The sequence below is a fragment of the Ferrovibrio sp. GW821-FHT12E11 genome (genome assembly GCF_058806975.1).
Window position 1 is genome coordinate 564,652 of record NZ_JBXAQG010000001.1, and the last position, 19,333, is coordinate 583,984.

General features: G+C 61.4%; 15 protein-coding genes and 1 tRNA gene. 3 read left to right on the forward strand and 13 right to left on the reverse strand.

All coding sequences use genetic code 11. The features are described 5' to 3' along the window. Positions 1–7: 7 nt before the first annotated feature. The 6 genes from putA to AC1ROT_RS02880 form a co-directional block, all read right to left on the reverse strand. Positions 8–3,892: a trifunctional transcriptional regulator/proline dehydrogenase/L-glutamate gamma-semialdehyde dehydrogenase gene (putA, locus tag AC1ROT_RS02855; protein WP_492997148.1), complete on the reverse strand. Its 3,885-nt coding sequence runs from the start codon at positions 3,890–3,892 to the stop codon at positions 8–10. A 239-nt stretch (positions 3,893–4,131) separates the two neighbouring features. After that, the gene (locus tag AC1ROT_RS02860) at positions 4,132–4,569 is read right to left on the reverse strand and encodes a VOC family protein (protein WP_492997149.1); all 438 of its coding nucleotides are present in this window, start codon (positions 4,567–4,569) and stop codon (positions 4,132–4,134) included. 24 nt (positions 4,570–4,593) lie between these two features. Then, positions 4,594–5,370, reverse strand: a complete 777-nt coding sequence (locus AC1ROT_RS02865) for an amino acid ABC transporter ATP-binding protein (protein ID WP_492997150.1) — start codon at positions 5,368–5,370, stop codon at positions 4,594–4,596. A gap of 6 nt (positions 5,371–5,376) precedes the next feature. Further along, positions 5,377–6,228, reverse strand: a complete 852-nt coding sequence (locus tag AC1ROT_RS02870) for an amino acid ABC transporter permease (protein WP_492970231.1) — start codon at positions 6,226–6,228, stop codon at positions 5,377–5,379. 152 nt (positions 6,229–6,380) lie between these two features. Further along, positions 6,381–7,271 (reverse strand): ABC transporter substrate-binding protein, encoded by an 891-nt coding sequence (locus AC1ROT_RS02875; protein WP_492997151.1) that lies wholly within the window; start codon positions 7,269–7,271, stop codon positions 6,381–6,383. A 44-nt stretch (positions 7,272–7,315) separates the two neighbouring features. Beyond that, positions 7,316–7,813, reverse strand: a complete 498-nt coding sequence (locus AC1ROT_RS02880; RefSeq protein ID WP_492970229.1) for a gamma-glutamylcyclotransferase family protein — start codon at positions 7,811–7,813, stop codon at positions 7,316–7,318. A 251-nt stretch (positions 7,814–8,064) separates the two neighbouring features. On the opposite strand from AC1ROT_RS02880, the gene AC1ROT_RS02885 reads away from it, so the two are divergent. Both AC1ROT_RS02885 and AC1ROT_RS02890 read left to right on the forward strand, forming a co-directional pair. After that, complete coding sequence (locus AC1ROT_RS02885; protein ID WP_492997152.1) at positions 8,065–8,709, forward strand: GntR family transcriptional regulator; 645 nt, start codon at positions 8,065–8,067, stop codon at positions 8,707–8,709. Positions 8,710–8,717: 8 nt separating this feature from the next. Next, positions 8,718–9,035 carry a hypothetical protein gene (locus tag AC1ROT_RS02890; RefSeq protein ID WP_492997153.1) on the forward strand — a complete coding sequence of 106 codons (318 nt, stop codon included), beginning with the start codon at positions 8,718–8,720 and terminating at the stop codon, positions 9,033–9,035. A gap of 230 nt (positions 9,036–9,265) precedes the next feature. Here AC1ROT_RS02890 and AC1ROT_RS02895 read toward each other — a convergent pair. Continuing rightward, positions 9,266–9,342, reverse strand: a tRNA-Arg gene (locus AC1ROT_RS02895). A gap of 261 nt (positions 9,343–9,603) precedes the next feature. On the opposite strand from AC1ROT_RS02895, the gene AC1ROT_RS02900 reads away from it, so the two are divergent. Further along, positions 9,604–10,788 carry a hypothetical protein gene (locus AC1ROT_RS02900; RefSeq protein ID WP_492970226.1) on the forward strand — a complete coding sequence of 395 codons (1,185 nt, stop codon included), beginning with the start codon at positions 9,604–9,606 and terminating at the stop codon, positions 10,786–10,788. Between the two features lie 70 nt (positions 10,789–10,858). On the opposite strand, the gene AC1ROT_RS02905 is transcribed toward AC1ROT_RS02900, so the two are convergent. The 6 genes from AC1ROT_RS02905 to AC1ROT_RS02930 are packed head-to-tail and all read right to left on the reverse strand — an operon-like array spanning position 10,859 to position 19,202. Beyond that, positions 10,859–12,346, reverse strand: a complete 1,488-nt coding sequence (locus tag AC1ROT_RS02905) for an ABC transporter substrate-binding protein (protein WP_492970225.1) — start codon at positions 12,344–12,346, stop codon at positions 10,859–10,861. 11 nt (positions 12,347–12,357) lie between these two features. Continuing rightward, the gene (locus tag AC1ROT_RS02910) at positions 12,358–13,389 is read right to left on the reverse strand and encodes a P1 family peptidase (protein ID WP_492997154.1); all 1,032 of its coding nucleotides are present in this window, start codon (positions 13,387–13,389) and stop codon (positions 12,358–12,360) included. Further along, positions 13,389–15,524 (reverse strand): NAD(P)-binding protein, encoded by a 2,136-nt coding sequence (locus tag AC1ROT_RS02915; protein ID WP_492997155.1) that lies wholly within the window; start codon positions 15,522–15,524, stop codon positions 13,389–13,391. Before AC1ROT_RS02915 ends, AC1ROT_RS02910 begins: the two co-directional genes overlap by 1 nt. Positions 15,525–15,572: 48 nt before the next feature. After that, positions 15,573–16,061, reverse strand: a complete 489-nt coding sequence (locus AC1ROT_RS02920) for a class I SAM-dependent methyltransferase (RefSeq protein WP_492997156.1) — start codon at positions 16,059–16,061, stop codon at positions 15,573–15,575. Between the two features lie 6 nt (positions 16,062–16,067). Continuing rightward, entirely contained in the window at positions 16,068–16,523 is a 456-nt protein-coding gene (locus AC1ROT_RS02925) for a cyclic nucleotide-binding domain-containing protein (RefSeq protein WP_492970221.1), read from the reverse strand. 27 nt (positions 16,524–16,550) lie between these two features. Continuing rightward, positions 16,551–19,202 (reverse strand): ABC transporter transmembrane domain-containing protein, encoded by a 2,652-nt coding sequence (locus tag AC1ROT_RS02930; RefSeq protein ID WP_492997157.1) that lies wholly within the window; start codon positions 19,200–19,202, stop codon positions 16,551–16,553. Positions 19,203–19,333: the final 131 nt, after the last annotated feature.

Sequence of the window (19,333 nt, forward strand, 5' to 3'; positions counted from 1 at the left end):
AGAAATATCACCCCACGCTCATCAGGCTGGCATTACCACCGGCCGCGGTGGTGTTGGTGCTGACCGTGCGTTCGGTCACCAGCCATTCGAGCGGATAATCGTCATTGGTCGAAACCGAACTGCCCGACACGCTGAAGATCGGCAGCAGCGGCGACGCATGTCCGGCCAGAGTCTGCGCCAGCCGGCTCAAGGCATCGCCATCGCCTTCGAACAACACGACTGCAACATCGGTGTTGCTGTTATCGATGCTGATCCGTGCACGCAGATCGTCAGGCAGGCTATCGAAGATATTGGCAAAGGGCGTGCCTTCGGTCAGAAGGACATTATTGCCGGTGGCGAAAGCGGCGGCCACCTGCTGCAGCAGGCCAGACAACGACCGCGCCACACAGCGCACGCCACCGCGCGGCAACAGCGCATAGACATTGCGCTCACCCACCGGGCCAGGTAGTTCACGGGCAAAGCCAAATGGACTGCGGACGACATACTCCTGGCAACGACGCGCCTCATCCGCATAGCCCTTGCCGATCAGCCAGGCGAGATACCCGGCCGCACCCTGATTGTCAGTAGAATCCTTCATGCTCTTACCTGCCAGTCCGGTCACGGCGGGCGCCGCCGCCAGGAGGCGACGCAGATACAACGGGCCGCCGGCCTTGGGCCCAGTACCCGAAAGGCCATGACCGCCGAAGGGCTGCACGCCCACCACGGCGCCGATGATATTGCGGTTCACATAAAGGTTGCCCGCTTCGACCGTCTGGGTGACATGGGCGATGGTCTCGTCGATACGGCTGTGCAGGCCGAAGGTCAGACCGTAACCCGAGGCATTGATCTGGCCGATCAGAGCGTCGAGATATTCGCGGCGATAGCGCACAACATGCAGCACCGGACCGAAGACTTCCGCTTTCAGGTCGGAAACCCTGGCCAGTTCGATCAGGGTCGGCGGCACGAAAGTGCCATGACGGGCCTGCGGCGGCAGAGCGAGCTGTTCGATGCGGCATTTGCGACCGCGCATCGTCTCGATATGGCCCAGTATCGACTGCTGCGCAGCAGCGGTGATCACCGGGCCGACATCGACCGAGAGGCGATCCGGCGAACCGATAGCGAGTTCGGCCATGGCGCCCTTCAGCATGGTCAGCACATGGTCGGCGATATCGTCCTGCAGACACAGAATACGCAAAGCCGAGCAACGCTGACCGGCAGAGTCGAAAGCCGAGGCCAGCACATCAGCCACCACCTGCTCAGGCAGCGCAGAAGAGTCGACGATCATGGCATTGAGACCGCCGGTTTCGGCAATCAGCGGGATCGGCTTGCCATCGGGCGTGAGCCGTGACGCCAGTTGTTTCTGGATCAGGCGCGCCACTTCGGTGGAACCGGTGAACAGCACGCCACGGATACGAGTATCCCCCACCAATGCGGCACCCACGCGGCCATCACCGGGCAGCAGCTGCACGGCACCGGCCGGTATCCCTGCCTCACGCAGGATTTGCACGGCCTGGGCAGCGATCAGCGGCGTTTCTTCCGCCGGCTTGGCCAGCACGACATTGCCCGCGGCCAGCGCCGCCGCCACCTGGCCTGTGAAGATCGCCAGCGGGAAATTCCACGGGCTGATGCAAACCACAGGCCCGAGTGGGCGGTGCGTGTCATTGGAAAAATCATGCGCCACGCTTTCGGCATAGTAGCGCAGGAAGTCGATGGCTTCGCGCACCTCGCCGATGGCATTGGGCAGCAACTTGCCGGCTTCACGCACGATCAGGCCGAGCAGCTGTGGCATACGCGCTTCCAGCAGATCGGCGGCACGCAACAGGCATTGCGCGCGTTCGGCCGGCGGCGTGGCATGCCAGATCGGTGCCGCGGCCACAGCGCCATCCACTGCCAGTGTCACCAGCGTATTGCTGGCCGGGATCACATACCCGACGATATCGCTGCGGTTGGCCGGATTGCGCACCACCTGCGCATCCCCCTCTTCCACGGCGCCGTCCGCCAGCAGTGGCACCGCACGCCAGCTGTGATCGGCACTCGACAGCAGCGCGGCAGACAATGATGCGAGACGCTGTTCGTTGGAAAGATCGATGCCGGCAGAGTTGCGGCGCTTGCCCAGCATGTCGCGCGGCAGGGAGATTTTCGGATGTGGCGCGCCCAGCGGCTGGATCGCCATGGCCGTTTCGACCGGGTCCGCAATCAGGCTGTCGAGAGAAATCGCCTGATCGGCGATCTGGTTGACGAAGGAGGTGTTGGCACCGTTTTCCAGCAGGCGACGTACCAGATAGGCCAGCAGGGTTTCATGCGTGCCGACCGGGGCGTAGATGCGGCAGGGTCGATTCAGTTTTTCGCGACCGACGACCTCTTCATACAGCGGTTCGCCCATGCCATGCAGGCACTGAAACTCATACTGGCCGGTATAATAGTTCTCGCCCGCCATCGCATGGATAGTGCTGAGTGTCTGCGCATTATGGGTGGCGAATTGCGGATAGACCGCATCGGGTACCGCCAGCAGCTTGCGGGCACAGGCCAGATACGACACATCGGTATGGACTTTCCGCGTATAGACCGGGAATCCTTCCAGGCCATCGACCTGGGCGCGCTTGATCTCGCTGTCCCAATAGGCACCCTTCACCAGACGCACCATCAGGCGATGATCACTGCGGCGGGCTAGATCGATGATCCAGTCGAGTACGAAGGGTGCGCGCTTCTGATAGGCCTGCACGACAAAGCCGATGCCGTTCCAGCCGGCCAGATCCGGGTCGAAGCACAGGCTTTCCAGCAGGTCGAGCGAGATTTCGAGACGATCTGCCTCCTCGGCATCGATATTGAGGCCGATATCATAGCGCCGCGCCAGCAGAGTGAGCGCCTTAAGGCGTGGCAGCAACTCGGCCTTCACGCGCTCCAGATTGGCGCGGTTGTAACGCGGATGCAGCGCCGAAAGCTTCACCGAAATACCGGGGCCTTCATAGATACCGCGCCTGGCCGCCGCCTTGCCGATGGCATGGATCGCCTGTTCGTAATCGGCGTAATAGCGTTGGGCATCGGCGGCCGTGGTCGCCGCCTCACCCAGCATGTCATAGGAATAGCGGAAACCCTGTGCTTCCCATTTGCGGCTGTTGGCCAGCGCCTCGGCAATGGTCTGGCCCGACACGAACTGCTCGCCCATCATGCGCATGGCGATATCGACGCCCTTGCGGATCAGCGGCTCACCGCCTTTGGCGATCAGCTTGGTCAGTGCACCCGACAGCGACTTGCCGCTGCTGGTCGCGGTCAGGCGGCCGGTGATCAGCAGGCCCCAGGTGGCAGCATTGACAAACATCGAACGGCTGTGCCCCAGATGCGCCTCCCAATCGCCGATGCCGATCTTGTCGCGGATCAGCGCATCGCGCGTGGCGCGATCCGGGATGCGCAGCAGCGCTTCGGCCAGACACATCAGTGCCACGCCTTCCTGGCTGGACAGCGAGTATTCGTGGATCAGGCCCTCGACGCCGCCAGACTGGCTTTTGGCGCGCAACGCCTCGACCAGCCTGCGGGCGAGATCGCGGGCAAGCGTCGTCACCGGCTTGGGCAACGTCGCTTCGGCGATCAGTTGCGGCAGGCATTCCGGCTCGGGCCGGCGATAGGCGCCGGTAATCTGCGCCCGCAGCACGCTCTGCGGCTGCACGGTCTGGGCAAATTCCAGGAAGGGCGGCTGCATGGCATCCTGCCCGGCCGGGGCATCGGACAGGTCGATAGTCGCCTTGCTGTCGGCGAACAGGTCATCCAGTGCATCGCCGCGCTCGACCTTTTCCAGCACCGAGAAGATCGCCTGCTTGATCAGCCAGTGCGGCGAGCGCCCGATGCCGTCGGCGGCCCGTTTCAGTCGGGCCTTGAGGTCTTCGTCAATCTTTACGCCGATTGTGGTGACTGGCACGCGCCGCTCCCGCCCTACGACTCAGGCCTGTTTCAAGGCCCTTCTGGCGAGACCATCGGTCAAAAGGCGCAACCGAGTCAACACGAAAGGCGCAACCTTGAGAAATTTATTAAGCTATTGGTTTACAATATTATTAATCCGAACGCGCCAACTTATTCAGCACTTACCCAGTGCTTTTCCGCTAGATTTAGTCTTCAAAAGGCGCAACCTTCATTCATCCAGTTGCGCCGATATTCGGGTCAGGCGGTCTTGCGGATTTCCAACACCACGCCGGCACCTTCGCGCGTATCGAAATAGGCAAAGCCCGAACCATCCACGCGCTTGCCACGCGCCACCACGCCAAGGCCGAGCTGGCGGCCGGCAGCCTCGGCCTGGTCGCGGTCCGATACCTCGAAGCCCAGGTGATAGACGCCCTCGCCATGAGTATCGAGGAAGCGGCGCTGCGGTGAGTCCAGTTCCGGCGGCTGGCACAGCTGGATCTGCACATTGTCGAGATCGACGCATTTGTAGCGCATGCCATCCGAGGCGGCCTTGTTCGGCACCTCGAAGAATTCGTATTTGCCGCCCTTGGGATAATCATACCATGGCCCGACTCCCAGCTTCTCGTAATAGGCAACGGAAGAGGCGAGATCGTGGACGACGATGCAGATGTGATGGAGCTGTTTGAACGGCGACATGACAATACCCTTATGCTCGGAAAATCAATGCGCACTCATGCGCGAGAGGAACTGCCGGCTGCGTTCATGCTGCGGATCGCTGAAGAACTGCTTGGCCGGCGCGTCTTCCACCAGCGCGCCATCGACCATGAATAGCACGCGATCGGCGAAATCCCGCGCCAATGCCATTTCATGGGTGGCGATCATCAGCGTGATGCCGTCATCGGCCAGGCGACGGATCGCTGCGATCACCTCCTGCGACAGTTCGGGATCGAGCGCGCTGGTCGGCTCATCCAACAGCATGACGGCGGGCGACATCGCCAGCGCGCGGGCAATCGCCACGCGTTGCTGCTGGCCGCCCGATAGCTGGTTGGGATAGGCCCCGGCCTTTTCCTGCAGACCAACGCGTTCCAGCAGGCCGCGCGCCAGCACTTCGGCCTTGTTGCGTGGCATATGCAGCACATGCACGGGGCCGGACATTACATTGTCGAGCACGGTCACATGTCGGAACAGGTTGAAGCTCTGGAACACCATACCGATGCCGCGGCGCTGCAGGCTGATATCACGGTCGGCCAGTTCGTAGAGCACGCCGGCCTCTTCGCGATAACCGATCAGCTGCTGCTCGACGAAGATCTTGCCGCCGTCGATGGTCTCCAGATGGTTGATGCAACGCAGTAGCGTCGACTTGCCGGCACCCGAAGGCCCCAGCACGGCAACCACCTGCCCGCGCGGCACGGTGAAGCTGACATCGCGCAGCACCGCCTGGGTGCCGCGATACTTGGTCAAGCCAGACAGTTCGATAGCCACAGGAGTCTGGGTCATGGCGGCCTACCGGTGCGGATAGAGTTTTTCGAGCGTGGTCTGCAACGCGGTGGCCACCGCCGTCATCACCAGGTACCAGAAGCCGGCGACGGCCAGCAGTTCAACGACGCGGAAGTTCGCCGCGTAGATATCCGTGCTGATGCGCAGCAGTTCGAGATAGCCGATGGCCGAAGCCAGCGAAGTCGATTTCAGCAGCATGATGTACTGGTTTCCGGTGGCCGGCACGATGATGCGCGCCGCCTGCGGGATCACCACCTTGCGCATTACCGCATTCCCGGTCATGCCGAGCGAGCGGGCCGCATCGCGCTGGCCTTGGTCGACCGCAAGGAAACCGCCACGGATGATTTCGGCCATATAGGCGCCTTCAGCCAGGCTTAAACCCGCCAGGGCTGCCACATAGGGCGTGATCACCTTGGTCATCGGCGCATTCACCAGAACGATATCGGTGAACGGAATGCCTATATGCAGGTCGGTGAACATGATCGGAAACGCGTTGAACCAGAAGATCAGCTGAATCAGCATGGGTGTGCCGCGGAACAGATAAACGTATGTCGCCGCAAAGCCGACGAGGATCGGATTGCCGCTGACCCGCATGATCGCCACGATCAAACCAACAGCGACTGCCAGCAGCAAAGCCACCGTGCCCAGCATGATCGAATTGCCGGCGCCGATCAGGATGTTCTTGCTAAAGACGTAATCAAGGAAGATGCCGGGATCTACCACCTTCGACTTGATGCCGGCATTGACGATGGCACCCAGCAGCAGCAGCACGATGATGCCGAACAGCCAGGCACCCCAGTGCCGGCGATGCACGACGCGGCGCGTCGGATGCGCTGGCTTGCGGAGGGAAGGAGTCACGGGACTAGCCTCTGGAATGGGACGCGGATGACGGCGTTATAGCACACCACCCTGCCTCTGGTTCGATCCGGCCGGCTGCCCCTCGGAACACCCGGCCGAACCGCCGACGACAGTGCCGGCCATGACAACGGCCGGCACACTACCTCACAGTGTTACCGCTTGCTCGACGGCAGGTTGACGGTGATGACCGGCAAAGCCGCACCACCGACGCCCCATTTCTCGAGGATCTTCTTGTAAGTGCCATCTTCCAGCATGCTCTGGGTCGCCTTCTGCACAGCATCGCGCAGGCCGGCGCGATTCTTGGCAAAGGCCCAAGAGGTAATGTAGGGCGTCAACATGTAGTTGCCGCCGACGATGCGGTAGCGCCCCGGGAACTGCGATCCCATATAGACCAGCGCCGGAAAGTCGCCGATATAGCCTTCCACCCGCTTGAGATCGAGCTGCATGCGCGAATCCGGCGCGGTCGGCAGCTGTTCGGCACGGATCGGCTGCTTGCCATCCTTGGTGCAACGCTCGGAAGCCGCTTCCACCGCCGTCATGATCGTGCGGCCGCCCAGCATCGTGGCGATGCCCTTGCCGCAAAAATCCATGATGGTGTCGAATTTATCGGTACTGGCCGCCAGCACCATGATGCTGCCACCCGACTGCATGTAATTGACGAAGTCGAGTTTCTGCTCGCGCTCTTCCGTGTCGCTGATGCCCCCCGATGCGATATCGAAGCGGTCGGCTTCGACGCCGGAAATAAGGGCTGCATATTCCGACTGGATGTAATCGAGCTTGAGGTTAAGCCGGTTGGCCACTTCAACCAGCAGGTCGGCGCTGGCACCGGTGACTTCCGTTTTGCCCGGTTCACGGAATTCCACCGGCGGGAAAGTCTGCTGCGAGCCGACGCGCAACGTACCACGCTGCTTGATCTCGGCCGGAATCAGCGCCAGCACCTCAGGCGAAAGCTTGACCTGAGCATGCGCAGTTGAAACCTGGATCATCCCCCCCAGGCCAACCATGGAAACGGTAAAGACGACAGACGCGATTTTCTTGAACATGATGCACCCCCTGTTTTTATAACGGTCCTGCCTGATGGTTTGGACTATCGGCTGGCGGCAGATTTGCCCGGAATGGCGGATGGATTTGGCCGGTCGGCACGCGGGCATTCAGCCGCCGCATCGAAGGTGGCCTGCACCTTGGCGATATAGTCGGCCGGGAATTTCATCGCCTTCAGGCCGTCCGGGATATGCTGCCAGTAGAAATTCGGCGGCCGCATCGCGATGCCCGGCGTGATCAGGCGGTAGGTCCAGCAGTCGTAGGTCTTGCCGTCGTCGCCATGGACGGTGAGCGCGAAACGCTCGAAATCGTCGTAGTCCTCGGCGAAACCGCTGGTGTCCTCGAAGACGGCGCCGAGGCATTTCTCGCCCCATGCATCCATCACGCCGTTCAGATGGCACCAGCCGCGGTCCTTGCGATCGCCGGCGGCATGGAACTGCAGGCGGTAGTTGGCCGCATAGGCCTTGGTGATCAGCTTGCAATTCGGAATGTAACGGCGGATTTCCGGGTCGTTGAGCCAAGTGCAGTATGCGAAATAGAACATCGAATGATCCTTGCTGAATCGTGAATACGACTCAATATTTACAAAAATATATGTCTTTGTATACGAAAATATTAACCCGAAAAACCGCCAATAAACTCATGCTCGCAGGGCCTTTTCACTTCGCGCTCGCCGTGGAGTATATAATTCTGTATATGAAAAAATATACGCGCTGGTCCGTTGATCGGCGCCGCGTGTCGCAGTCTTGTTTGGCGGCCCGGAATCATGGCTGGATCAGTGCTTAGGGGCGAATCATGACACGCAAGAATTCGGCAGACCTGCAGGCATCCAGCGTCCATCGCGAACTGCGCACCAGAATCCTTTCGCTCGACCTGCGTCCCGGCGCCCGTCTGGTGGAAGAAGACCTCGCGGCCAATCTAGATGCCGGTCGTACACCGGTGCGCGAAGCCCTTCTGCGGCTGCAGGGCGAAGGTTTCGTGGTTCGCGATCGCGGCTGGGTCGTGCAGACGGTCGATACCGCCGGCGTGAAAGCGATCTTCGAGAGCCGCATCGCAATAGAAGGCTATGCCACGCGCCTGGCAGCCGAACGCATCACCGATTCCGAGCTGACCGAGATCGCTACGCTGATTGGCGAAATGGTCCCGCCCAATACCCCGACGCGCAAGACGCTGAACCGCATGAACCAGCTACTGCACCAGAAGATTCTGCAGGCCTCGCAGAATCCGATGCTGCTGCAGTTCCACGAAAAGACGCAGTTCCACTACTGGAACATGCAGGACCCGATCATCTTCTCCGGCGAGCAGTTGGATGTATCGCATGTGCAGCATCAGCAGCTATTGGAGGCTCTGCAGGCCCATGACGGCGATCGCGCCGAGAAGCTGGCGCGCGAGCATGTGCTGCAGACCATGGAAATCGTCTGCACCGCGCTGGAAGAATAGCGCCCCTCATGAACCGTTATGTCCGGGCAGCCAGCGGACATTCGCATCTCTATCCCGGCCAAAAGCTACATCCCGTCCCGCTGGCAAAATCCACCCTCGCCCTGCCGGACAAGGACACGACCTATGTGTCGCTGGAATTCTCCGACGACATCACCGTGATTGCAGAATTCAGGCAGCGCCGCGATGGCAGCGGCACCCTGATCGTGCCGGCCCATCGCACGGCGCGCGGCACCGAGGTGGCGAAACGCCGCTGGCCGGTGACACTTGAGGATGGGCGAACCTGGAAGCTCGGCAGAGCGGAAAAGACGCCTGCCGGGCGACGGTAAAAAGCCTGAAAATGGTGGGGCGTGACAGTTCGCCATTTTGGGAGACTGCCCCGGAAATGCTCAGGCGCTACTCCACCGACTCGGGGGCAGCTTTTTGCGGAATTGACCGGGAGCCAAATCCACCAGCCCGACTTCCCAGAATGGCAAATGCCAGGGAAGCTATAATTTCGCAAAATACCCCCGGCAGAACCCCTGCGGGAGAAGCGGCATTCTTTAAGTCATTGAAAAAATGGTGCGCTCGAAGAGATTCGAACTCCTGACCCCCAGATTCGTAGTCTGGTGCTCTATCCAGCTGAGCTACGAGCGCACACGCGGTGATACCGCAACGGGGGCGGAACCTACTCAATTCACCGGGGGGATGCAAGGGCCAAGCCCGGATTGTTGGCAACAGGCGCAAGCCTCGGATTCTACAGGAAGATGGTGCTTGCGGGCGCTATTGACGAACCCTAGAATGCCGCTGTTCGCAGCAGGTTTGAGTCGACCGTTTTCGGCGGCGCGATCCTGTCGTGGCGGGGGGCCTCCAGGCCAGCAGACAACAGTCCTAAACATCAACGCGAGACGGCGTGGCATGGCAAATTATGTTCGTAATCCGGTGCAGCGTCGTCGCGGTCTGACCTCGGTCGGCACCGTTTCCATCGCTCTGCTGCTGTCAGGCTGCTCCTATGTCGGCGACGAACTCTGGCCTTCCCTGACCGGTGAAGACCCGGCCGGCACGAACACCTATCGCCAGCAGATTCCTGCGTCGGCCGCAGAGGCGAACCCGAATCCGACCCTCAGCCCGCCGAGCCTGAACACCACCAATTTCGTGCCCCCGGGCGTTACGCCCGGCCAGCCGACCGGCACTTTCGTCGGGACCAAGGTGCAGCAGATGCGCACCGAACTGACCCAGTTGCAGGGTCAGGTGACCCAGCGGAACCAGCAGCTGCAGGGTATCCGCACCAGCGCCACCCAGAATTCGCAGCGCTACCACGGCACGGTCGCTGCCGTGTCGACCCGCCTGCAGATGGGCACCACCCCGGGTAACCCGATTCTGGTCAGCCAGTGGGGCCAGGCCCAGGTCGATCTCGACCGCATGTCGGCCGATGTCGGCAATCTGAGCAATCTGGCCAATCAGGTGGCCGCCGATTCCGCGATGTCGACCTACCTGCTGCAGTCGATCAAATCGAGCTACAGCCTCTCCGGCGCCATCGATGAAGACCATCGTCAGCTCGCCGTGCTGGAGGACGAAACCGCCCGCACCGTCGTGCTGATCGACCGCGTGCTGGGCGAGGTCAGCCAGGATGTTGCCCGCCAGACCAATTACATCGGCGCCGAACGCACCAACCTGACCACGCTGTCCGCCGCGATCAAACAGGGCGAACTGCTTGGCCCGGGCCTGGGCAATCGCGCCAATTTCTATGCCGGCGCCCAGCAGTTTGCTGCCGCCGATGCTGCCGGCCCGGTCAGCACCGATGGCCGCACCCCGCTGGTTGTCATCCGCTTCGACCGCGCCGACGTGCCCTATCAGCAGGCCCTGTACAACGCCGTCTCGCAGGCCCTGGCCCGCAAGCCAAATGCGGTGTTCGACGTGGTGGCCGTCGCCGGCGCCGGCACCCAGGCGCAGACGGCCAGCAACCAGAACCAGGCCCGCCGTAATGCGGACCGCGTGCTGCGCTCACTGTCCGATATGGGTCTGCCGGCCAGCCGCGTGAATGTTTCCGCCGGCGGCAATGTGCAGTCGGCCACGAACGAGGTGCATGTCTTCGTGCGCTGATCCGGCGCAGAGACGAGATAAAAAAAGCCCGCCGGTTTTGCCGGCGGGCTTTTTCTTTGCCTGAATTCTTTTACTGCCAGGCAACCGCCGTCAGATCGTTGACGAAGATCGGGGCATTGACCCAGAAGCCGGTCAGGCCCTGCTTGTACACACCCAGACGCGGCAGGTTGTACAGGAAGACGTTGACCGCATCGTCGGCCAGCAGCCGCTGCAGGTCCTGCAGAGCCTTGGTACGCTCCGCCTTGTCCAGGGTCGAGTTCGCCTTGGCGATCAGATCCTTGGCTTTCTGGCTGTCATACTGCCAGTAATATTCAGGCTCGGCATATTTGACGAAATCATTCGGTTCGACATGACTAATCACGGTCAGGTCGAAATTCTTGTTCTTGAAGGTGCCGTCGAGCCACTGCGCCCATTCGACATTCTCGATCTTGGCCTTGATGCCAACCTGCGACAGCATGGCCTGCACCACCTCGCCGATCGGGCGGGCGTAGGGCGGCGGCGGCAGACGCAGTGTGACTTCCAGATTGCTGACGCCGGCCTCTTTCAGCAGGCCGATGGCACGGGCCGGATCGTAGGTATACTGCTTGGTCAGGTCGACATAGGCGGGATCATGCGGCGGAAAGTGGCTGCCGATCACCTTCCCGTAACCGGCCGAGGCCGCCTCGACCACGGCTTCCCTGTCGATGGCATAGGTCAGCGCACGGCGCACCCGCACGTCATCGAACGGTTTGCGCTTGTTGTTGATGATGACCATGGTCTCGCCTTCGGTCGAACCGGCGGTCACCTTGAAACGCTTGTCCTTCTCGAATTCGCGCACGTTTTCGCCGGTGATGCCGATCGGCACCGCATCGACGTCGCCGGCGCGAACCGCTGCGACCAGAGCGCCCTGATCGCTGATGAAGCGCATCTTGACCGTCTTGATCTTGATGGCGCCGGCATTGCGATAGGTATCGGCCGCCGTCAGGGTTACGGAATCGCCCTTCACCCATTGCTCCAGCTTATAGGGTCCGGTGCCGACCGGCTTGGTGGCGTTGGTCTCACTCGATTCCGGGGCGGTGATAACGGCGGTATTTTCGCCCAGGCTGAACAGGAATGTCGGATCGGTGGTTTTCAGCGTGACCGTCGCGGTCAACGGATCCGGCGTTTCAATCGAGGCAATATTGGTGAACACCGCCTTGCGTTTGTTGGTGCTCTTTTCGCCGGCATACTTCTCGAAGGCGTATTTCACATCGGCTGAATCGAAGGTCGTGCCGTCATTGAATTTTACGCCGGATTTCAGCTTGAAGGTGAAGACCTTCATATCCGGTGAAACCGTCCAGCTGTCAGCCAGAAGCGGGACCACTTCGCCATTCTCGGCAATCTTGGTCAGGCCTTCGAAGATATTGTAATGCGTCACCTCGCCGATGGCGGCAGCCGGCGCAATGGTGGGATCGAGACCCGGCGGTTCCAGGGTCATCGCCAGCACCAGCGCATCCTTCTTCGTCTGCGCCAGAACCTGAGCCGCCGTGAGCGACGCGGTCACTCCGAGCGCAATGCCAAATACTTTCCAGCCCTGCATGATCGTCTCCTTTACGAGTTCCTTGCCTTCGCCACCGCATGCCGGGCGCTGTCCAAGGCGCCCAGCGGCTCTGCCGCCCAGACGCCGCGCGCAACGGCACGGGCAACACAATCGGCAGCGATGCTGCCGATCCGGGCAACCAGCCAGGATGGGTCAGCGGCACTGCTGCTATCCTGCCATGCACCGGTCGCCAGCGCAAAGAGCGTATCGCCATCAAACGGCGTATGAACCGGCCGCACGGCGCGGGCCAGCCCGTCATGCGCCATGACTGAAATCTGGCGCAAAAAACTTTTGTCGAGCCGGGCATTCGTCGCCACCACGCCGATACAGGTATGGGCACCGGCCTGCGCCAGACGCGATTCCGCCGCGATCCCCAGATCGACAGCGGCAGCTTCGAATCCCAGACCACCGAACTCGGCTCCCTGCTCCCAGGGTGCGGCCCAGAAACTGCGGTTGCCCGGGGTCAGCACACTGCCCACCGGATTGGCCGCCACCAGCGCCGCAACGACCAGTCCATCGGTCTCGACCCAGGATGCGCTGCCCAGCCCGCCCTTCAACTGGCCGGCCATGGCGCCATACCCCGCACCGACATTGCCCAGCGGAAAACCGCCCGCAGCCGCCGCGTCACACGCCTTGCGGCCTAGAGAGCGGTAAGGCGGTTCTTGGCCCCAGGCCTTGTCGCCGCCATTGGCCAGGTCGAACAGAATGGCAGCCGGTACAATCGGTACGACATGCCCACGCACCATGACGCCTCGACCGCGCTCGGCCAGCCAGTGCATGACCCCTGACGCGGTATCGAGACCGAAGGCCGAACCACCGGAGAGACAAACGGCGTCCACCGCGGTTGCGGCGGCCTCGGGTCGCAGCAGGTCGGTCTCACGCGTGCCCGAACCGCCCCCGCGCACATCGACCGAACAGGCCGCGCGCTGGTCCGGCAGAATGACGGTGACGCCGCTGCGCAACGATTCATCGACAGCATGGCCGACCTGCAGGCCAGGCACGTCGGTTAAAAGATTGAGCGCGCCGGGCCGACCGCCGGCCATCAGAGACTGGTCGCCTTGGGGCCCTGGGCCGGCGGATAGCCGTAGACCTTGTCGAGCGGCATCGCGGCCGGATCGATGGCATGCACCGCCAGCTTGCCGCCCATGCAGGCACCCTCGAAGCTGCCGACATTGAGGCCGGTATAAATCCAGTCGCCGGCGATCACCAGGTTATTAAAGCCTGAGTCCCAGGCCTTCAGCCGGTATTTGGTGCTGCCCGGCGGCGAGGTCACGTAGCGTTCGGTGGGATCGATATTCGGCTTCCAGAACTGCTGACCCAGGCGCGCCACGCCCAGCGTCGTGGTGTCGTTGTAGGGGCAGACGAGCTGGCCGAAATCGAAACCGATCTGGTCGCCGGGTGGGTTCACGGCGTTGGTGGTGGATTTGGGCAGCAGCGCCCCCATGCAGGCCTGCAGATACTGCTGCGCCTGCGCCTTCACACGGGCATATTCGCGCTTAGGGTAGTCGTGATCGCTGAAGGGCGGCTGCGCATCGTACTGCGGAGCGGCGCCGGAGAAATACAGCAGCGATTGCGGCATGTGGTCCTCGGGCCAGTCCTCCACCGGGATCAGGTCGGTGAAATCGGCCACACCATCGATCGGATTGACGAAGGTAGCGCCGATCAGCCGGTCGTAGTTCTTGTAAACGAAGGGCAGCCCCATGTCCTTGAGCGTGCGATTCATCCAGATCTGCAGCGTCTGGGTCTGCACGGTCTTGATCTTGTCGACCATGGGCGGCCAGTTCGGATTGGCCTGCATCAGCTGCGGTGCCAGGACCGGCAGCGCGCCGATGGAAATCGCGCAGATCACCGTATCCACGTCGCGACCAACCTTGATGCGCTTTTCGCCCACCGGTTTCCACGGCGTCCAGTAGCTTTCGATATCGACCTTGGCGGCCTTCATCTCTTCGCCCTGGATAAGCTGCTCATACCGCGGCCGGTCCGGCCAGACCGGCAGGGTCTTGCCACCATAGGCCTTGAGCGGCAGCTCAATCAGGGGATCGTAGCCCTTTTCGGGGTCATTCAACGTGGCCTGGAGGTCGAACACCACCTCGTCCACGCCCTTGCCGTCCGGCGTCGCGGTGATCTCGCGCACCTTGTGGAACAGTTCGAATTTCACACCGAGCCGCTTTAGCACCAGATAGAGCGGCGCCACCACGGTATCGCCTGTGCCGGCGGCGAACAGCCAGCCGAATGACCCGAGATAGGCGAATTCGCGCAGCGTCCAGTGCAGATAGGCGCCGGCCGCCATCGCCGGCGGTCGCGTCGTGTCGCCATCGGGATACTGGTAGGACAGGTTCGGCGTATTCAGGCTGAGCGGCGAGGAAATCATCAGCATCGAGCCGCCATGGCGGGCGAACCAGTCCGAGAAATTCTCGTCGTCCAGGAAATCGAAGCCCTTGTTGAGCACGTCATCCGCCAGGATGCCGCGCAGCATGGTCAGGAAATAGTCCAGCGTGATGTACAGATGGCGCAGCGGGTCATTGTCGACAACCAGATGCTCGGCCGCCTTCTTGAAGAAATCGAGGAACTGCTCGATGCCCTTCTGCAGCGGCCCGGCGTCGCCGCGCTGCATCGCCGCCATATGACTGCTCAGGCCCTTGAGCATGACGCCGGCGGCCTTGAGCTGGAGATTCTCTGTGAACGTGGCGCCGGACGGATGATGGTCGGCAAAATGGTTGAGGAAATCGACGATCGCGGTGACCCAGTGCTGCAGCGTCGGCATCGAGGTCGGCTGCCACGGCTCCAGCGAATTGCGCGGCACGTTGATCGGCCAGTTCACCCAGCGGTAGTCGCGGAATTCCCAGCACAGGATGCTGTCCACGGGATAGAACGCTTCCTGGAACGTGGCGAGCGGCTGTCCCGGCGGACGCCCGAGCTTGTCGTAGCATTCGGTCATCATCGACAGGGTGTTGTAATACGAGCCGAGGAAACCGTGGATGCCGTGCTCCTCGATCCGCTGCCCGAATTCCGGATTGCGGCCGGTCGCGCATTTCCCGCCCAGCCGCCAGCCGATCGAGTAAATGGTGATGTCGTATTTCTCAGCCGCGCCGGGGCTTGTCGCCAGATAGAAAGCGCTGGTCAGTGCGGCCACGCCGCCGCCAAGGATGGCAATTTTCTGCTTCTTTGCTTCCGACATAGCCTGCCTGCTGATTATTGAATCTACGGTTTGTATTCCATCACTCAATCAGATCTTGGTATAAAAGAAATAGCGGTCTGCCGGTATCGCAACCGGTAGCGGCTGTAATGCCAAGTCAGGATGCGTCAGTTTCTGATCGCTGAGCAAGAGCGCACCCCGCGCCAGCAGCGGTGGTAACCACCCACTCATCTGCACAACCTGTCTCGCATTGGCTTCCGGATCGCCAAGCCCTACGTCGCTATGCACCAGAGTGGCGGCGCCGGGATGCCGGGCCGCGAACGCCGGCAGCGTATCGGAGAATTCGCCCAGGATCAGGCGGTCCTCGGATGGGATCGACCGCGGATTAGCATTGTTCGCCCGGTCGAAAGCGTAAATACGCCCGGCATCCAGGCCAGCCTTCAGATGATCGTAGGTCCGGCCATTGCCCAGGCCAATTTCCAGCACGAGCCCATCGCGAGACGCAATTTCGGCAATGGCCCAGTTGAGTATCTCGCGCTGCGCCGTCAACCGACGGATAAAGCTGTCGAGGCGGCTCACCTGCCGTCAGCCCTTCGCACGCGCCGACAATTCACGCAGGTCCGCCGTCGTGCGCTCCAGGCGCTGTGCAAGCACGCGCATAATCTCGATGGCGATTTGCGGGAAATCGGCAATCAGCCGGAAAAACAGATCCTTCTCGATCCGCAGGGTCGTCACCTCGTTGGAAGCGGTCACCGTCGCCGTACGCGGCACATCGCAGAGGATGGCGATCTCGCCGACAAAATCATTCTGCTTCAGATGCGCCACCTTCAGGGGACCACCAGGCGTGTCCACCACGACGTCAGCTTCGCCGCCGATGATGACAAAGGCCGCATCGCCGGGATCGCCCTGATGGAACAGCACATCGCCCGCCTTGTAGGTCAAACGCTGGCTGGTAAAAGCGAGAAGCTTCAGCTTCGAAGGTTCAATCTTGGCGAAAAGCGGAATGCGCCGCAGCAGTTCGACTTCTTCATTCAAACTCATGACGCATTCTCCTCATATTTCGCATATTCAGGTCGGCGCCAGCATCTGCTTGAATCGACTGCTTCTGTCACGCAGCTCCGCAAACGCCCCGACCTGACTGACCTGTCCGTTTTCGAGCATGACTACAAGGTCGAATTGTTCCGCATCGGCAGCGCGCTGCAGAGACCAGATCAGGCCTGCATCCTTGCGCATATCGACCACGGCTTTGATGACAGCGGCATGGCTGCGCGGATCCATTGCGGCCGTCGCCTCGGACAGCATGAGCCAGTCCGGCCGTTTCAGCAGCGCACGTGCGATGGCCAGTTTCTGGCGCTGGCCGGCATTGAGACGGCCGCCGGCAATGCCGACCTCGAACTGCAGACCAACGGCAATGATCGGCTCACGCAACTGAAGCTGCTCGACCACATCGGCCATGACGCGACCAATCTTCTCCTGCGCCTGGGCCTGACCATAAGCCACGCGACCGAACAAAATGTTGTCGACGATGCTGGACGATACGGTGAAATGCTCTGGGTCGAAAAAGGCAATCGCATCTCGGCGGTTTTCAGGCAGAGTCTCGGCAAAGATGCGGCGCGCCTCCAGAATCTTGGCGCGCTCCGCATCATTGAAATGCCCCAGGCGATGCCGGGCCAGGATCAGCTTGAACGGCAGCGACATGAGTCGCACACGATCTTCCTCCGACACCTGGTCCAATGCCTCGGGCTTCACCCGCATCAGCATGTCCTTGTAATCGGGCAGGTCGTCGGAGGAAATGAAGCTGAATTGCTGGAAGAAAGCATGGTCTGGCGGCAGATCGGCAAACAGTTCGACCATGGTACCGGCCACTTCGTAACCGATCTCCAGGAACCGCCGCCGCAGCCCGACCTGATCCAGAACGCCCAGCACATGCGGATCACGGGCCAGGCTGTCTTCGTTGTAGACGCCATTGCGAGCCGTGCCGAACATGAGATTCTCGGCCACCGTCGCATTGCTGTTGTAGCGCTCCGGATCCCAGCTTTCGACGAGGTCCGCCAGGGCGCCACTGGTCAGCTTCTCGCGGAAGGACCGGCGCGCCGCCAGCACCCGCTCGGCCACATCCGGCTTGGCCTCGGGATCGACCGTGCCGCGCATGCCGATCTGATAGACATCCTCTTCCAAGGCCGCCGCTTTCAGCGCCGCGATGGCGATACCCGTGATGTCTTCCGGCGTCTTGGCGCCCGCCGCCTCATAATCCGTCCAATCGGCGTCGGGGTCGTACGGCGAATTCCCTGATGCCAGCGCCTCGGCCAACTCGCGCTCGAAACGGCGCAAGTCATCGCCTTGCAACTGGCGTGGATGTTTGGGCCGATGCCTTAAGCCGAGGAACAGGTTATCGCCGAGGCTGGTGTTAAAGACGTAGCTGGACGGTCCGACGTAAGCCAGCTTCCGGCCTGTCACAGTCTCGGGCAGATCGGCAATATTCTGGTCGTTGATAACGACCTTACCACGCACGGGCAGCAGCGTGCGGGCCAGAACCTGCAGCATTTCATCGCGACCATGGTCGCCAACAATGGCGACGCGCGCCGGCCAGGGCAGCGAAAGATTGACATTCTCCAGCACCGGAAGGCCCTGGTCGTCATGCAGCACAATGCCAGAGGTCGCCATTGGGCCGGCCAGAACCACCGGCTGCTCGGGCTCCGCATGCTGGTCATCGGTAGGGCGCATGCCGTCAGGCTCGAACTGGCTGATGACCTGCTCGTATTTCTGTTTCACGTCCTCGCGCGTCTGGTAGTGGTTGAGCAATTCCTTCCAAGGCGCCGCCATTTCCTTATGCGCATTCACGGCGGCGACAACCGTACCCACATCCATCTGGCCGCGGATCGTGAGATAGCCGCCGATTGCGTAAAAGAAAAACGGACCTAGCTGCTGAATGAAATTGTTCAGGAACTTGATCATGAACTTGCGCTGGAAAATCTCGACCCGGATCCAGTAGCTGAAGCTCAGGCGGCGGGAAAATTCCGAAAGCATGCGGTTGGAAGCGTCATGCGTGTGCAATTCGGTTACACCGCTGATGGTTTCACCGATGCGGTCTGACAGCCGGCGCTGGTTCTTGATCCGCTCACGCCCCAGGGCCCGCACCTTGGCCTGCATGCGCGGCACGACATAGAACTGAACCGGATACAGGGCCACGGCGGCGAAGGCCATCAGGGGATTCTGCACCAGCAGGAAGCCGAAAATCACCAGCAGCATGCCGCCCTGGAAAATCGGCAACGCAAAGCTTTCGCCGATAAAGCCACCGATCGGCTCCACTTCGGCAATCACCATCGGGATGATCTCGCCCTGGCTGGTGCGCCGGAAAGTCGGCAGCGGGAAGCGCAGGATCTGGGCGTAGAGATCATAGCGCAGACGGCGCAACATGCGCTCGCCGGCCACGCCCTGGAAATAATTGATGGCGTATTTGAAGCCCTGCTGGACCAGCACCAGTCCGAGGAACCCGACGCAAAGCACCATCAGGTACATGGTGTGATCGAGCGGGTAGCCCAGGCCGAACAGATCGACCGGGAAGCTGATGTCCTTCCCCTGGATGCCCTGATTGACAATCGTTTTGGGCATCGACAGGTAATAGTAATACGGCACGAAAGACAGGACCGACAGCACAGTGATGATCACCTGCTGTTTCAGACTGTATTTCAGGATAAAGCTGTAGAGATTCTTTTCCACGACGTCCCCTAGGCCTGCCGACCTTAACCTATGGTCGCCATCCGGCTCAATCGCCCAGACCGGCCGGTCCCGCAGCCACAGAAACCATCTTATACATAGGTTTACCGGCACGATCAGGGGCTTGGCCTCGC

What these genes read in the sequence shown, in the direction of transcription:
- AC1ROT_RS02860 (WP_492997149.1), bottom strand. Translation starts at nt 4,569, where the DNA reads ATGTCGCCGTTCAAACAGCTCCATCACATCTGCATCGTCGTCCACGAT.
- AC1ROT_RS02865 (WP_492997150.1), bottom strand. Translation starts at nt 5,370, where the DNA reads ATGACCCAGACTCCTGTGGCTATCGAACTGTCTGGCTTGACCAAGTAT.
- AC1ROT_RS02875 (WP_492997151.1), bottom strand. Translation starts at nt 7,271, where the DNA reads ATGTTCAAGAAAATCGCGTCTGTCGTCTTTACCGTTTCCATGGTTGGC.
- AC1ROT_RS02880 (WP_492970229.1), bottom strand. Translation starts at nt 7,813, where the DNA reads ATGTTCTATTTCGCATACTGCACTTGGCTCAACGACCCGGAAATCCGC.
- AC1ROT_RS02885 (WP_492997152.1), top strand. Translation starts at nt 8,065, where the DNA reads ATGACACGCAAGAATTCGGCAGACCTGCAGGCATCCAGCGTCCATCGC.
- AC1ROT_RS02890 (WP_492997153.1), top strand. Translation starts at nt 8,718, where the DNA reads ATGAACCGTTATGTCCGGGCAGCCAGCGGACATTCGCATCTCTATCCC.
- AC1ROT_RS02900 (WP_492970226.1), top strand. Translation starts at nt 9,604, where the DNA reads ATGGCAAATTATGTTCGTAATCCGGTGCAGCGTCGTCGCGGTCTGACC.
- AC1ROT_RS02905 (WP_492970225.1), bottom strand. Translation starts at nt 12,346, where the DNA reads ATGCAGGGCTGGAAAGTATTTGGCATTGCGCTCGGAGTGACCGCGTCG.
- AC1ROT_RS02910 (WP_492997154.1), bottom strand. Translation starts at nt 13,389, where the DNA reads ATGGCCGGCGGTCGGCCCGGCGCGCTCAATCTTTTAACCGACGTGCCT.
- AC1ROT_RS02915 (WP_492997155.1), bottom strand. Translation starts at nt 15,524, where the DNA reads ATGTCGGAAGCAAAGAAGCAGAAAATTGCCATCCTTGGCGGCGGCGTG.
- AC1ROT_RS02925 (WP_492970221.1), bottom strand. Translation starts at nt 16,523, where the DNA reads ATGAGTTTGAATGAAGAAGTCGAACTGCTGCGGCGCATTCCGCTTTTC.